Source organism: uncultured Thiodictyon sp. (assembly GCA_903837595.1).
Classification (GTDB): Bacteria; Pseudomonadota; Gammaproteobacteria; order Chromatiales; family Chromatiaceae; genus Thiodictyon.
Genome location: CAILVI010000246.1, coordinates 1 through 13,011, shown reverse-complemented (window position 1 = coordinate 13,011; position 13,011 = coordinate 1). Strand labels below are relative to the sequence as shown.

14 protein-coding genes are annotated in these 13,011 nt (G+C 65.0%); 7 read left to right on the top strand and 7 right to left on the bottom strand.

Annotated features, from left to right (window positions below; all coding sequences use genetic code 11):
• Window positions 1–77 precede the first annotated feature (77 nt).
• The 3 genes from QZY44_RS13365 to QZY44_RS13355 are packed head-to-tail and all read right to left on the bottom strand — an operon-like array spanning window position 78 to window position 5,086.
• Window positions 78–3,257, bottom strand: a complete 3,180-nt coding sequence (locus tag QZY44_RS13365; protein ID WP_295446989.1) for an efflux RND transporter permease subunit — start codon at window positions 3,255–3,257, stop codon at window positions 78–80.
• A 15-nt stretch (window positions 3,258–3,272) separates the two neighbouring features.
• Window positions 3,273–4,403, bottom strand: a complete 1,131-nt coding sequence (locus tag QZY44_RS13360; protein ID WP_295446987.1) for an efflux RND transporter periplasmic adaptor subunit — start codon at window positions 4,401–4,403, stop codon at window positions 3,273–3,275.
• Window positions 4,400–5,086 (bottom strand): TetR/AcrR family transcriptional regulator, encoded by a 687-nt coding sequence (locus tag QZY44_RS13355; RefSeq protein ID WP_295446986.1) that lies wholly within the window; start codon window positions 5,084–5,086, stop codon window positions 4,400–4,402. The genes QZY44_RS13360 and QZY44_RS13355 overlap by 4 nt, the downstream gene beginning before the upstream one ends.
• A 281-nt stretch (window positions 5,087–5,367) precedes the next feature.
• On the opposite strand from QZY44_RS13355, the gene QZY44_RS13350 reads away from it, so the two are divergent.
• The 3 genes from QZY44_RS13350 (at window position 5,368) to QZY44_RS13340 (ending at window position 7,381) form a co-directional block, all read left to right on the top strand.
• Window positions 5,368–5,637 (top strand): DUF1778 domain-containing protein, encoded by a 270-nt coding sequence (locus QZY44_RS13350; protein WP_295446985.1) that lies wholly within the window; start codon window positions 5,368–5,370, stop codon window positions 5,635–5,637.
• Window positions 5,634–6,158 carry an N-acetyltransferase gene (locus tag QZY44_RS13345; protein ID WP_295446984.1) on the top strand — a complete coding sequence of 175 codons (525 nt, stop codon included), beginning with the start codon at window positions 5,634–5,636 and terminating at the stop codon, window positions 6,156–6,158. Before QZY44_RS13350 ends, QZY44_RS13345 begins: the two co-directional genes overlap by 4 nt.
• 152 nt (window positions 6,159–6,310) lie before the next feature.
• Window positions 6,311–7,381 (top strand): hypothetical protein, encoded by a 1,071-nt coding sequence (locus QZY44_RS13340; RefSeq protein WP_295446982.1) that lies wholly within the window; start codon window positions 6,311–6,313, stop codon window positions 7,379–7,381.
• A 133-nt stretch (window positions 7,382–7,514) separates the two neighbouring features.
• On the opposite strand, the gene QZY44_RS13335 is transcribed toward QZY44_RS13340, so the two are convergent.
• The 4 genes from QZY44_RS13335 to QZY44_RS13320 all read right to left on the bottom strand — a co-directional run bounded on the left by QZY44_RS13335 (window position 7,515) and on the right by QZY44_RS13320 (window position 10,122).
• The gene (locus QZY44_RS13335; protein ID WP_295446980.1) at window positions 7,515–7,772 is read right to left on the bottom strand and encodes a type II toxin-antitoxin system prevent-host-death family antitoxin; all 258 of its coding nucleotides are present in this window, start codon (window positions 7,770–7,772) and stop codon (window positions 7,515–7,517) included.
• A 124-nt stretch (window positions 7,773–7,896) separates the two neighbouring features.
• Window positions 7,897–8,931 carry an NADP-dependent oxidoreductase gene (locus QZY44_RS13330; protein WP_295446978.1) on the bottom strand — a complete coding sequence of 345 codons (1,035 nt, stop codon included), beginning with the start codon at window positions 8,929–8,931 and terminating at the stop codon, window positions 7,897–7,899.
• 49 nt (window positions 8,932–8,980) lie between these two features.
• On the bottom strand, window positions 8,981–9,979 hold the full coding sequence (locus QZY44_RS13325) for a cation diffusion facilitator family transporter (protein ID WP_295446976.1): 999 nt from the start codon (window positions 9,977–9,979) through the stop codon (window positions 8,981–8,983).
• The gene (locus QZY44_RS13320; protein WP_295446974.1) at window positions 9,976–10,122 is read right to left on the bottom strand and encodes a hypothetical protein; all 147 of its coding nucleotides are present in this window, start codon (window positions 10,120–10,122) and stop codon (window positions 9,976–9,978) included. The genes QZY44_RS13325 and QZY44_RS13320 overlap by 4 nt, the downstream gene beginning before the upstream one ends.
• A 345-nt stretch (window positions 10,123–10,467) precedes the next feature.
• Between QZY44_RS13320 and QZY44_RS13315 the strand changes: the two genes are divergently transcribed.
• The 4 genes from QZY44_RS13315 to QZY44_RS13300 form a co-directional block, all read left to right on the top strand.
• The gene (locus tag QZY44_RS13315) at window positions 10,468–10,731 is read left to right on the top strand and encodes a DUF6582 domain-containing protein (protein ID WP_295446972.1); all 264 of its coding nucleotides are present in this window, start codon (window positions 10,468–10,470) and stop codon (window positions 10,729–10,731) included.
• Between the two features lie 10 nt (window positions 10,732–10,741).
• Entirely contained in the window at window positions 10,742–11,404 is a 663-nt protein-coding gene (locus QZY44_RS13310) for a heme-binding protein (RefSeq protein WP_295446970.1), read from the top strand.
• 6 nt (window positions 11,405–11,410) lie between these two features.
• On the top strand, window positions 11,411–12,814 hold the full coding sequence (gene zwf, locus QZY44_RS13305) for a glucose-6-phosphate dehydrogenase (RefSeq protein ID WP_295446968.1): 1,404 nt from the start codon (window positions 11,411–11,413) through the stop codon (window positions 12,812–12,814).
• 18 nt (window positions 12,815–12,832) lie between these two features.
• Window positions 12,833–13,011 (top strand): hypothetical protein (locus QZY44_RS13300; RefSeq protein WP_295447031.1); only part of this gene is annotated, 179 nt, incomplete at its 3' end.

Genomic DNA, 13,011 nt, shown 5'->3' with positions numbered 1-13,011 from the left:
CCCAAGTGCGGCGATAGCGATGATCAGGGCCGAAGCGGGTGTCACGCGTATGGCGCGCGGTAGGCTCGATTCGCTTCTCAGACCTTGGCTCCGTCCTCCGCTGCCCCCCTTGGCACCCTGAACCAGGCCGCATAGAGCGCCGGCAGGAACACGAGCGTCAGCGCGGTGGCGGTGAGGATGCCGCCCATCATGGAGACTGCCATGGGACCGAAGAAGGCGCTGGGGACGAGCGGGATCATGCCGAGCACCGCGGCGGCGGCGGTCAGTACGATCGGGCGGAAGCGCCGTGTCGTGGCTCCGATGATGGCATCCCGGGCCGGCTCACCGACGGCGCGGTCCTGCTCGATCTGGTCGACCAGGATGATGGAGTTGCGCATGATGATGCCGGACAACGCGATGGTCCCCAGCATCGCCACGAAGCCGAACGGCAAGCCGAAGGCGAGCAGCCCGGCGGTGACGCCGATGAGCCCCAGGGGCGCCGTCAGCAGGACCATGAGCGTGCGCGAGAAGCTCTGCAACTGGAGCATCAGGAGCGTCACCACCACCGCGAGCATCAGCGGTACCCCGGCCGCGATCGAGTGCTGGCCGCGCGCCGACTCCTCGACCGCACCGCCGATCTCGATGCGGTAGCCGAGCGGTAACTTGGCGCGCAGCCCCTCCAATTGCCGATCGATCCGCTTGGCCACGTCCGGCCCTTGCGCCTTGCCCAGCACGTCGGAGCGCACCGTGACGGTCGGCAGGCGGTCGCGCCGCCAGATGATGCCGTCTTCCTGCTCATAGCGGATCTCGGCCAACTGGGTGATCGACACCGCCCGGCCGTTGCGCGATGGCAGCGCCAGGTCCTTGATGGATGAGAGTCGCGCGCGCTCGGTGGGGGCGCCCCGCAGCACCACCTCGATCTGCTTGTCGCCCTCGCGGACATAGGTGACCGTGAGCCCGGACATGGTGCTGTTGAGGAACGCGGCCAAATCCTGGGACGAAAAACCCAGCACCCGCGCCTGGTTCTGGTCGACCTTGAGTCGGACCACCTTGGTCGGCTCGTCTGAGTCGAACTGGGCGTTGGTCACCTGTGGGTCGGTGCGCACCACGGACATGACCTGCTGGGAGACGGCGCGTACCCGCCCCAGGTCCTCACCGGAGATCCGGAACTGCACCGGGAACCCCACCGGCGGTCCGTTCTCCAGTTCAGTCACCCGCCCGCGCAGACCTGGGAAGTCTTCGTCGAAGCGTTTCACGAGTCGCGTGCGCAGCCGTTTGCGTTCCTCGACCCCCTTGGCGACCAGCACGAACTGGGCAAAATTCGCACTCGGCAACTGCTGATCGAGCGGCAGATAAAAGCGTGGACTGCCCACGCCCACATAGGCGACATAGCTCTCCAGGTCAGACTCGCCGTCGAGGAGCTTCTCCATCCGCTGCGCCTGCGCAGCCGTGGCGGCGAATGAACTGCCCTCCGGGAGGCGCAGATCCACGATCAGTTCGGGCCGTGAGGACGATGGGAAGAATTGCTGTGGGACTAACCGGAAGGCAGCCAAGGAGCCGACGAACACGACGATTGTGGCGGCGATGACGATCCAGCGATGGGCCACACTCCAGCCCACCAGCGCGCGGAAGCGGCGATAGAAGGGCGTGTCATAGACGTGGTTGGGGTCGTCGTGGGCGACCGCCTGGGGCGCCGCCGGCGCAGGTTCCGGGCGCCCGCGCAGCCGTGCGAGCAGCCGCACCACAAGCCCCGCCCGCCGCGCCTGGTGTACATCGGGCAGTAGCAGATAGCCCAGGTAGGGGATCACAATCACCGCGGCGAACCAGGAGGCGATGAGCGCAATCGCCGAGACCTGAAACAGCGAGCGGGTATATTCGCCGGTCGTGCTCTTGGCCAGCGCGATCGGCAGGAAGCCGGCAACGGTGATGAGGGTGCCCGTGAGCATCGGGAAGGCGGTGCTCGAATAGGCGAAGCTGGCGGCACGCACGCGGTTGAAACCCTGCTCCAGCTTGATGGCCATCATCTCCACCGCGATGATGGCGTCGTCCACCAGCAGGCCGAGCGAGAGGATCAGCGCCCCCAGCGAGATCTTGTGCAGCCCAATGCCGAACAGCCACATACAGAGAAACGTGGTGGCGAGCACCAGCGGGATGGCCACCGCCACCACCAGCCCGGTGCGCAGTCCGAGGCTGACCAGTGAGACCGCGAGCACGATCGCGACCGCCTCGGCGAGTGACTTGACGAATTCACTCACCGACCGCTCCACCGCGCGCGGCATGCTGGCCACGTGCCCGATCTCCATCCCGATCGGCAACTCGGCCGCCAAGAGGGCGAGCCGTGTATCGAGCGCGCGCCCCAGGGCGATCACGTCGCCGCCGGCGACCATCGTGACCCCGATCCCCAGCGCCTCGCGCCCGTGCCAGCGCATCTTCTGCTGGGGTGGATCGACATAGCCGCGCGTGATCTGCGCGATGTCGCCCAAGCGGAACAGGCGGTCATTGACCCGCAGGGCGATGTCCTGGACCGCATCGAGCGAATCGAAGGCCCCGCTCGGGCGCAGATAGATACGATCGGTCGGGGTCTCGAAGGCACCGGCGGCCACCACCGCGTTCTGGGCCGCGAGGGTCTGCGCGATCTGCGTGGGCGAAATCCCCAGCAGCGCCAGGCGCGCATTCGCGAGCTCGATGAAGATCTTCTCGTCCTGCTCACCAATGAAATCGACCTTGGCCACCGTCGGCACCCGCAGCAGCTCGGCGCGGATGCGGTCGCCCGCGTTCTTCAGATCGCGGTAGGTATAACCCTCGCCGGTGATCGCGTAGAGGTTGGTGTAGGTGTCGCCGAACTCGTCGTTGAAGAAGGGTCCCTGGATGCCGGGCGGCAGGTTCTGGCGGATGTCGCCGACCTTCTTCCTGACCTCATACTGGAGCTCCGGGATGGCGTTGGGCGGCAGCGAGTCCTGCAAGGAGACGAAGATCAGCGACTCGCCCGGCCGGGAATAGCTGCGCACGAACAGCAGCGGCAACTCCTGGAGCTTGCGCTCGATCCGGTCGGTGACCTGCTGCTCGACCTCGCGCGCCGAGGCGCCGGGCCAGGTGGTCTTTACCACCACGACCTTGAAGGTGAATGGCGGGTCCTCGGATTGCCCGAGTTGGCCATAGGCGAAGGCGCCCGCCAGGGCCAGCAGACAGATCAGGTAGAGGACGAGCGGGCGGTGGCGCAGTGCCCAGGCGGACAGATTGAAGCCCTGGCGCGGCCGGTCGGAAGTCGTGTGCGGCATGGTCCTAAATCAGGCTCAGTTCGCGCGTGCCGTCGCCGCGGCCGGTGGCGGCGGGGCGGGGCGCCCGGCCTCCTCGTAAGGCCGGACCTTTTGCCCTTCGTGGAGCTTGTTGGCGCCGGTGGCCACCACCCACTCGCCGGCCGCAAGTCCGGCGGCGATCACCACGCCGTCCTCCCGATACTGCGCGATCGTGACCGGGCGCAGCGACACGTGGCCAGTGATGGGGTCGTAAACCCACAACGCCGCACGGCCATCGAGCGCCTGGTAGAGCGCGGTGGACGGCAACAGGCTCGCCGTCGCGGCGCCCCCATCGGCGAGGATGACGTTGGCGGTCATGCCCCACTGCATGGCGGGCGCCGGATCGACGACGGTGACGCGCACCGTGAAGGTCCGGGTGACCGGATCGACCGCCGGTGAGACCTCACGGACCCGTCCGCGGTAGCTGGTCGCCGGATCGGCCGCCAGGACCACCGTGATGCTGTCCGCCGCCTTGAGTTCGTCGATCCGCCCCTCCGGGACGGCGATGACGACCTCGCGCTCGCTGTCGCGGGCGTGGCGCATCACCACCTGGCCCGCCGCGACCACCTGGCCCGCCTCCGCGGTGACGGTGGTGATCACCCCGTCCTCGGGCGCGATCAGTGTGGCATAGGCCGCCTGGTTCTGGGTTACGGCCAGGTTGGCCTGCGCCTGGTCGAGCTTCGCGTGGCTCGCCTTCATGGCGTTGCGCTTGGCGTCGAGCGCCGAGGCGCTGATGAAATTCTGCTTGAGCAGGTTCTCATAGCGGTCGAACTCGGCCTTGGCGAAGTCGGCATCGACCTGCGCTGCCGCCACCTGCGCCTGCGCGGCCTCGGTCTGCAAGGCGACATCCGCCGGATCAAGCCGCGCGAGCACCGCGCCCTTGCGCACCCGCGCCCCGGCATCGACGGCCCGCGCGACGATCTTGCCGCCGATCCGAAACGCCAGGTCCGATTCATAGCGGGGCTTGACCTCGCCCGCGAACAGCGCGGTTTCGGTGCCGCTCCCCAGCACCACCTGGGTGAGCAGGACGGGGCGGATTACGTCCGCAATCGGCGCGGGTTTTCCGCAACCGGCGACGGCCAGCGTGACCGCTGCCAGGATGATGAGTGCGTGCTGTCGCATGTTCATTGCGTGTCTCCTGCGGCGGGTGGCGCCGCGATGGTTCCCTGCCAGAACGCCCGGAGCGCTGCCTCCAATTCCTCGGGGTAGCTCCAGGCAAACGCCGGCGGCAGTTCTTCAGCCGCCCCCGACGCACAGCACAGCCCGCCGCCGATGGCGGCCGACATCTGCCAGAGTCCGAGGATCAGCGCGTAGCAGCGGCGCAACAGCGCCACGCCGCGGCCCGGTGCCGGCGTCCGCAGGGGGAAATGGCGCTCGATCCCGGCGCCCGCGCGTTCGAGTCGGGCGGCCATCCGGTGCTGGAAGGCGAGCGTGGCCGCGGGTGGGATGCAGTGTGCCATCAACCCAAAGCAGCGCGCCGCGAGCGGCAGGAACAGCGGCGGCTCGACCAGATGGGTACGCGCCACCGCGAACAGCATGTCGAAGTCGAGGCTCGGCGCCCCTTCCACGAGCGCGATCAGGTCGTGGAAAAAACAGTCGACCCGTCGCTCATGCACCGCGAGCAGGAGTTCCTCCTTGCTCGGGAAATACAGATACACGGTCCCCTTGGCCAGCCCCGCCTGCTGGGCGACCTCGGCGACGCTCGCGACCCGCTCGGGCGCGTCGCGCAGCAGTTGCTCCGCCGCGTCGAGGATGGCGTCGCGGCGCTCCTGCTTGTCTTCGGCCTGGATGGCGCGCTGGCGCACGGCCATGGTGGTTCACTCCGGCGGTTAGACCCATAACTGACTCGGGGTCACTTAGCCGGAAAGATAAGTGACCGCGGGTCAGTTGTCAACCGCAAGCGTGGGGAGTGCCCGCGGCGCAGGCGTCCCACGACGTGAGAATCGATGGCGGCAGCGTCCAGGCGGTGGCCGCCCAGCGGGGCAGGGCGGCAAAGTGCGATACCTGTGACCATGGGACACGCGATCCTTGCAATGTACTGCACAGCGCTATACATTTTTCACTTTCTACCGTCAGCACGGCGACTTCTCCTATGGCCAACGCGTCCACCAGCCTCATGGTCCGTCTCGATCCGGACAGCAAGACATTTGTCGCGCGAGCGGCGCAGCTGCGCCATGTCAGCGTGAGCGACTATGTCCGCTCGGTCGTGGTCGCCCAGGCGCGTCGCGAGATCGAGGCCGCGCAGCAGCAGGTCATTGCGTTGACGCCGGCCGAGCAGCAGGAATTTTGGCAGGCGCTCCAGGAACCGACCGCGCTGACCGCGGCGCAGCAGGCACTCGGCGCACTGATGCGCGGCGAATGAGCGCTGTCCGCTTGCCTCCCGGATACCGCATCGAACCACTGCGGCGGGATCACCAGCGGTCGGCGTTCCACAGCGGTCAGGCGCAGGTCGACGATTGGCTGGCGAACAAGGCGCTGCAAAACCAGGAAAAGCACCTTTCGGCTACCAAGGTCCTGATCGATCCGGTCGGGACCATTGCCGGGTTCTATACGCTCGCGACCGCGCAAGTCGATTTTGCCGACCTGCCGCCGGAACTCGTCCGACGCCTGCCGCGGCGCAATCTACCGGTTGCCGTCCTCGCCTGGCTTGGCATTCGCGACGCCGATCAGGGCCACGGCCATGGGCGCCGCCTGCTTGCCCAGGCCCTTAAAGATTGCTACGACGCCGGTCAGACCTTCCCCTTCGTCGCCGTGATCCTCGACTGCATCGACGACCAGGCGCTGACGTTTTACCGGCGTTGGGATTTCCGCCCGCTGCCTGGCCACAACTACCGACTCTTTCTAAGCTGGAGCCAGCTCCAGGCCATGGCTACGGGTGGCTGACAGAGGCTCTGGGGCGAATACCCCGTCCGGCGCGGGAGCCTGAAGCAGGTTCTTGCCAGATCGGCTTGAGCGGGCGAGTCATCGGGTGCGGGGAGCTAACGACGCGCCTTTCTACGGGATACGTCCCCCATTTCCCAAGAGATCAAGATACCATGACACTAAACCTTATGTGGTCTGACCAAAACAGCTCATATCTTATTGTTGATAGTGCCCGCACACATCAGAAACCACCAAGATTTTCACATTCGATATTGGGGCAGAGGCAAGTGCTAAGAGAAAATGTCACTGTGGAAGAAGGCGCCCAAAAGATCATTCCATTAAGCGACAATTGTGTTCTCGCGTTATGCGGCAATGAGATTGACATCACCCGATTTGCTGAATGCCTAAAATCAGGCATGAGGTGCGGAAGCATCTATGATGTATGCGACTACTTAACTAAAATCGAAAAATCAGCTAAAATAGAAGTATCTATCGCAGTTACAGAGAGTGAACCGCCGTTTACAGTTTTCAAGTATCCAGCAAGACAGCTTTATGAGGTCGTTCGTACACACACGCATATAACAGGTAGCCTTGCTGAAGCTCACAAGGAAATGCTAATAGGTGAAATCCGCCGCCATCATTTGTCTAATAATAAATTAACCGAAAACTGCGAGCTAAAGCTCGTTTTGGGGCTTGCATTTGCAACTACTATGGCGGCCAATTTTGCTTTGACCGAAAACTATATTGGAGGTGCCTTTTTTGGGGCTACTCTTAATCGGTCTGGCTTTTCCTGGCAGCCAGATATCGTTTATATTTTATACCATTCTGAGTTTTCGAATGGCTTGCCAGTAGTCTTGGATGGTGATACTGGTAGTGATTTTTCCAATATTGCCGACGCAGATACACGCGTCGATCTTGTGGCTTGTATAGTAAGGGATAATGTGAGCGTTTCAATATCGCCTATTGGAAATGCATTGAGGTGCACCGCCGCGTGCTCAGATATGTCTTGCGAGGATTTTGATTGGAAGAATAGATGGGAAAAAGAGTTGACGGGTGAGATATTTTGTAAACCGAAATATTACGTTTTTGTTCCTAAGCAGTCGCCAGGCCAAATTGTTGTCGCCGAGAATAATCAACAACACATCCGAATAGGTGGTGGCAGTATTCGTATTTCATCTGATCTTGTCGACAAGCTCAAGTCAAAACCAAGAGGACGAGCATTCCAGGCTTGCTTAATAAAATGACGGAATTCGGTGACAGTATACTTATTCCCTTCGGATGGGAGTTCGCAGTTCAGTATACTGTCACCGGTTTTCCCGGCATCCTTGTCGATGCTGTAGATGAGGATGTTGGTGTCAACGCTGAAGCGCTGCCGGGTCATCGGCCGCGCTCGTGTAGGCTGTCGCGGTCGCTACGGGTGCCGCCGAGGGCGTAGCCACGCTTCATGCGTTCCCGTAACCGTTCGCGCGCGGCGCACTGGGCGTCGGTCAGGAGTGGTTTCGCCTCGATGATCGGCAGCACGCGAGCGATGGGTTTGCCGCGCCGGGTGATGACAATCTCGGTCCCCTGCTCGACGCGTTCGAGGTACCGGGATAGGTGCTGATTGGCGTCGCGGATGGAGACGATTTCTTGCATGGCCTGCCTGTGGGACGTACTACATACGTCGAACTGTAGGCCGTTCCAGCCGCGGCGACAAGCGTCAAGGTTTTCGCACACCTTTCGGAAAAGAAGTGGGACGGCGCGCAGGTTGGCGCCAGACTCATTCGTGCGCGAGCGCAATGACCAGCTTGCCGAAGTTCTTGCCTTGCAACAGCCCGATGAAGGCCGCGGGCGCGTTTTCCAGGCCGCAGACGATGTCCTCGCGGACCTTGACCTTGCCTTGCTGCACCCACTCGCCCATGGCGGCGGCGAATTCGCTCCAGCGTGGCCCGTAGTCGTCGAACACGATGAAGCCCTGCATCTTGATACGCTTGCGCAGCAGCGTGCCGACGAGCAGGCCCAGCCGGTCCGGGCCCGGTGGCAGGGCGGTGTCGTTGTATGCAGCGATCAGCCCGCACACCGGGATGCGGGCCTTGGCGTTGAGCAAGGGCAGCACGGCATCGAACACGGCACCGCCGACGTTCTCGAAGTACAGGTCGATGCCCTTCGGGCAGGCGGCGGCCAGGCGTTCGGGCAGGGCATCGGCACGGTGATCGACACAGCGGTCGAAGCCCCGTTCGTCGACCACATAGCGGCATTTGTCCTCCCCGCCCGCGATGCCGACCACAGTGCAGCCTTTGATCTTGGCGATCTGGCCGACCACGGAGCCGACCGCGCCGCTGGCAGCCGCGACGACGACGGTTTCACCGGCCACCGGGCGACCGATGTCCAGCAGACCCATATAGGCGGTGAAGCCCGGCATGCCCAGCACGCCCAGCACGCGCGAGGGGTGCGTCTCCGCGGGGGAGATCGCCGTCAGGCCCTGGCCATCCGACAGCGCATAGTCCTGCCAGCCGGTGTAGCCGAGCACCAAGTCACCGACCTTCAAATCGCGATGCCGGGAGACCTCGACGCGGGACACCGTGCCGCCGATCATCAGGTCGCCGATGGCCAGCGGTGGCGCATACGACGGGGCATCGCTCATGCGGCCGCGCATGTAGGGGTCCAGCGACAGGTACAGGGTGCGCAGCAGGACCTGGCCGGGGGCGGGTTGCGGCACTGGACCGCTTTCGATGCGGAAGTCTTCGGCGGTCGGTGCCCCGACTGGGCGGGCATTCAGGACGATACGGCGATTGACGGTGGTGCTTTGCGACATGGGACGGCCTTTCTTCGATGGATCGGTGAATAGCGTCGGCGCGGCCTCATTACGGCTGGATCGCCGGTTGGGCTTGCCCGGCGGCACGGGCTGCTTGCTTGAGTGCGCCCGACTCCAGGTACAGGTGCAGGATCGACGGGCAGGACACCTTGATGGCCCGCTCCAGTCGCTCGATGGCTTGCTCGACCTCATCGAGATTGAGTCGGCGCGCAAACCGTACCGCGGCCGTGAGCAGGACACTGTCCGGCCCCAGCCGCATGGTCAGCAGGCGCCCGACACGCTCGACGGCCGGGTCGGCGGTGAGGATCTTGCGCAACTGGGCGAGCTGATCGCGGTCGAGGCTGACGCCGACCAGCAGGCTGACGCTCTTGCGGGCGAGCAGGGCGGCCGAGGCGATCAGCACGAGCCCGATCAGCACCGCGGCGACGGGGTCCAGGTAGGGGGTATTCAAGGCGTGGCCCAGCCAGACGCCCAGCGCGGCGATGGCGATGCCGATCAAGGAGGCCGAATTGACGACAAACACGGTAAACCCGAGCACGTCCATGTCGCGCTGCGAGGCGCGCCACAGGCTGTCGCCCACGCGCCGATGGCGGTTGAGCTCCTGCTGCGACACCCACCAGCTGCCACTCTCCAAGACCGCGGCGACGCCCAGCACGACGTAGCTCCAGGTCGGGTCGGTCAGCACCGGCGAGCCGGTCAGGCCGATGATGCCTTCGTAGACGGAGACGCCGCCACCGACGGAGAACACCGAGAGCGCCACGACGAGTGACCAGAGATAGGTCGTCTTGCCGTAGCCGAAGGGATGCTGCTCGTCCACCGCACGCTGGCCACGCCTGACTCCGAACAGCAGCAGCAGTTGGTTGCCGATGTCCACCAGCGAGTGCACACCCTCGGTCAACATCGCGGAACTGCCGGTCAGCGCGGCGACGAAGAACTTGGCCACCGCCATCGCGACGTCGACCGCGATGGCCACATAGAGCACCCGTCTGGAACCCGCGCCCGGCGTCGGGCTGGCCCGGACTGACGCCTGCGCGGCCGCGCTACTCATGCGCTTGCGGCGCCGCCAGGCGCGCCGGCGATGACCCCGGCGAGGGGCTCCAGCCCACTGCCGTGGTCTGCTACGTGCCCGACCGAGAGCCACCGGGACTGGTTGACGAGGTCGGTGAATGCGAGATCGAGCACGGTGAGCATGGCGAAACCTGCATGGGATTAGGGAGAGCGCGCAACGACCTGTTGAGGGCGTTAAGACCTGCATCGAACGCGGCCAGAGCCGCACCATGACAGGGCCCGTGCCGGTGTTCAGTACGCTGCCGCACGCTGCCATCAGTAGGTCAAGGCCCACTGCTCTTTGCAGGTGCAGCGCAGCGCGGGGTATCCCACCGCACAGACCCGACGAGCCCCGGCGTACAGGCTGCATGTCCCAGACCTTGCCGGCTGTGCATTGCCTACACGACTCGCAGGATCGATCCGGTCCCGACCTCATGGCGCGGATGCAGTGCGCGCAGGTCGACCATCAAGGCGCCAGGAGATAAGGCCATGTCCAAGCTGACCACCAAGGCACGAGCCGCCGTCCCGGACAGACAATTTGCGTTTCCCGCCCAGCGCAAGGAGCCACTCGAAGACGCGAGCCATGTTCGCAACGCCATTGCGCGTTTCGACCAGGTTCAAGGCGTGAGCGACGCCGAACGCGACGCCGCGTGGCAGCGTATACTGGCTGCCGCCAAGCAGTACGGAGTCGAGGTTCACGAAGCAGACTGGCGCGAATTGCGCGCGGGCACAGGCACCCACCTAACCAATTGAAGGGTATCCGATGAAACCACTTGCCACGAGCAAACCATTCGGCCCCGCCGCTGCGATTGGCGCAGCCCTTTTATCGACACTTGCATTGTTCGCCATCCCCATGCCCAGCCACGCCACCGAAGAGCCCGCATTCAAGGTCGTCCGGCAGTTCGATGGCGTCGAAGTGCGCGAGTACGCCGCCTACACCGTGGCCGAGGTGGTAGTGGCAGGCCCCGCGGATGACGCCGGCGGCCAGGCGTTCCCGATCCTGGCGGGCTACATCTTCGGCAAGAACAAGGGCGACCGGAAGCTCGCGATGACGGCGCCGGTGACGCAGACGGCGGTGCCGGTGAAGCTTGCGATGACGGCCCCGGTCACGCAGACCGTCGCGCCCGGCGGCTTCCTGGTGCAGTTTGTATTGCCCAAGGACGTGACCCTGGCCAGCGCGCCCGAACCCCTGGACGCCCAAGTCAAATTGCGCGAGGTGCCGCCCAGTCGCGTGGCGGTCATCCGCTATTCCGGGTTCTGGTCGGAGTCCAACTACAACGAACACCTGGCGAAATTGCAGGCGGCGTTGCGCGCCGCGAACCTCGCCTGGTCGGGGGAACCGGTCTATTCGCGCTACAACCCGCCGTTCACGCCATGGTTCATGCGGCGCAATGAGATTTGGCTGCACCTGGCCGCCGGCGGCTGACCTGACATGAACCCTCTCGCCACCGGCCCGAACCGGCAGCCCGCGGATGCCCTGGTCGTATTCGGCGCGACGGGCGACCTGGCGTACAAACAGATATTTCCCGCGCTCCACGCCATGTATCGGCACGGCGCCTTGCAGGTGCCGGTGATCGGTGTCGCGTCATCGCCGTGGACCCTGGAGCAATTGCGCGCCTACGCGCGGGCGAGCGTGGAGCGGGACGGCGCCGACATCGACCGGCCCGCGCTGGACCGCCGGCTGTCGGCCCTGCAGTACGTCAGCGGCAACTACGAGGACGCGGCCACCTTCGAGGCGCTTCGGCGCGCCCTGCAAGGCGCGCAGCGCCCGGCCTTCTACCTCGCCATTCCACCGGCGCTGTTTCCCACGGTCATCCGCGGCCTGGGTGCCGTCGGCCTGGCCCGCGGGGCCCGCGTCATCGTCGAGAAGCCGTTCGGCCGCGATCTGGCGTCGGCGCGCGCGCTCAACCGGGTCGCGCTCGAGGTGTTTCCCGAGGACGCGATCTTCCGCATCGATCACTTCCTGGGCAAGGAGGCGATCATGAACATCCTCTACTTCCGCTTCGCCAATTACTTTCTCGAACCGATCTGGAATCGCGACCACATCGCGGGCGTGCAGATCACCCTGGCCGAGCAGTTCGGCGTTGCGGGCCGCGGCGCCTTCTATGAGAGCGCCGGCTGCCTGCGCGACGTGATGCAGAACCACCTGTTCCAGATCGTCGCGCTGCTGGCGATGGAGCCGCCGGCGACCCGCGATTTCGAGGCCATCCACCGCCACAAGGCCGATGTCTTTGCCGCCATGCGGCCGCTGGGTGCCGACGACATCCTGCGCGGGCAATATCAGGGCTATCGCGACGAGCCGCGGGTCGCGAACGACTCCGATGTCGAGACCTACTGCGCCCTGCGCCTGCACATCGATTCGTGGCGCTGGGGCGGCGTGCCCTGGTACCTGCGCTCGGGCAAATGCCTGCCAAGCACGGCCTGCGAGGTGCTGGTGCGGCTGAAGGCCCCGCCGCAGAACCTGTTCGGCGACGCGGCGGCGCACGAAGGTGCGAACTATGTGCGCTTTCGCCTGTCGCCGCACTCCACTATCGCGCTGGCGGCCCGCGTGAAACGGGCCGGCAAGGAATTCGTCGGCAAGCAGCACGAGCTCGCGCTGCTGCGGGAGGAGACCGGCGAGCAGTCGCCCTACGAGCGCCTATTGACCGACGCGATGGCCGGTAACGGCGCGCTCTTTGCCCGTGAAGACGCCATCGAGGCCGCCTGGGCCGTCGTCGATCCGGTGCTCATCGAACATCCCCCGGTTATCGTCTATGCGCCAGGTACCTGGGGTCCGCCGGAGGCGGATCAGTTCATCGCCGCCGATGGCCGTTGGCGCAACCCCGAGCCCGTCTGAACCCAGGAAACATCAACCATGGCCACGCTCACGCCTGACCTGTTGCACAAGCTCGACGCCTATTGGCGCGCCGCCAACTATCTCGCGGTCGGCCAGATCTATCTCTATGACAATCCGCTGCTGAAGCGGCCCCTGGCGCTATCGGACGTAAAGCACAGGCTGCTGGGGCACTGGGGCACGACCCCCGGCCAGAATTT

Excerpts from the sequence above, each read along its gene's own strand:
- QZY44_RS13325 (WP_295446976.1), bottom strand. The coding sequence starts at position 9,979 with ATGAGTAGCGCGGCCGCGCAGGCGTCAGTCCGGGCCAGCCCGACGCCG.
- zwf (WP_295446968.1), top strand. The coding sequence starts at position 11,411 with ATGAACCCTCTCGCCACCGGCCCGAACCGGCAGCCCGCGGATGCCCTG.
- QZY44_RS13320 (WP_295446974.1), bottom strand. The coding sequence starts at position 10,122 with ATGCTCACCGTGCTCGATCTCGCATTCACCGACCTCGTCAACCAGTCC.
- QZY44_RS13315 (WP_295446972.1), top strand. The coding sequence starts at position 10,468 with ATGTCCAAGCTGACCACCAAGGCACGAGCCGCCGTCCCGGACAGACAA.
- QZY44_RS13310 (WP_295446970.1), top strand. The coding sequence starts at position 10,742 with ATGAAACCACTTGCCACGAGCAAACCATTCGGCCCCGCCGCTGCGATT.
- QZY44_RS13335 (WP_295446980.1), bottom strand. The coding sequence starts at position 7,772 with ATGCAAGAAATCGTCTCCATCCGCGACGCCAATCAGCACCTATCCCGG.
- QZY44_RS13365 (WP_295446989.1), bottom strand. The coding sequence starts at position 3,257 with ATGCCGCACACGACTTCCGACCGGCCGCGCCAGGGCTTCAATCTGTCC.
- QZY44_RS13350 (WP_295446985.1), top strand. The coding sequence starts at position 5,368 with ATGGCCAACGCGTCCACCAGCCTCATGGTCCGTCTCGATCCGGACAGC.
- QZY44_RS13360 (WP_295446987.1), bottom strand. The coding sequence starts at position 4,403 with ATGAACATGCGACAGCACGCACTCATCATCCTGGCAGCGGTCACGCTG.
- QZY44_RS13345 (WP_295446984.1), top strand. The coding sequence starts at position 5,634 with ATGAGCGCTGTCCGCTTGCCTCCCGGATACCGCATCGAACCACTGCGG.
- QZY44_RS13340 (WP_295446982.1), top strand. The coding sequence starts at position 6,311 with ATGACACTAAACCTTATGTGGTCTGACCAAAACAGCTCATATCTTATT.
- QZY44_RS13330 (WP_295446978.1), bottom strand. The coding sequence starts at position 8,931 with ATGTCGCAAAGCACCACCGTCAATCGCCGTATCGTCCTGAATGCCCGC.
- QZY44_RS13355 (WP_295446986.1), bottom strand. The coding sequence starts at position 5,086 with ATGGCCGTGCGCCAGCGCGCCATCCAGGCCGAAGACAAGCAGGAGCGC.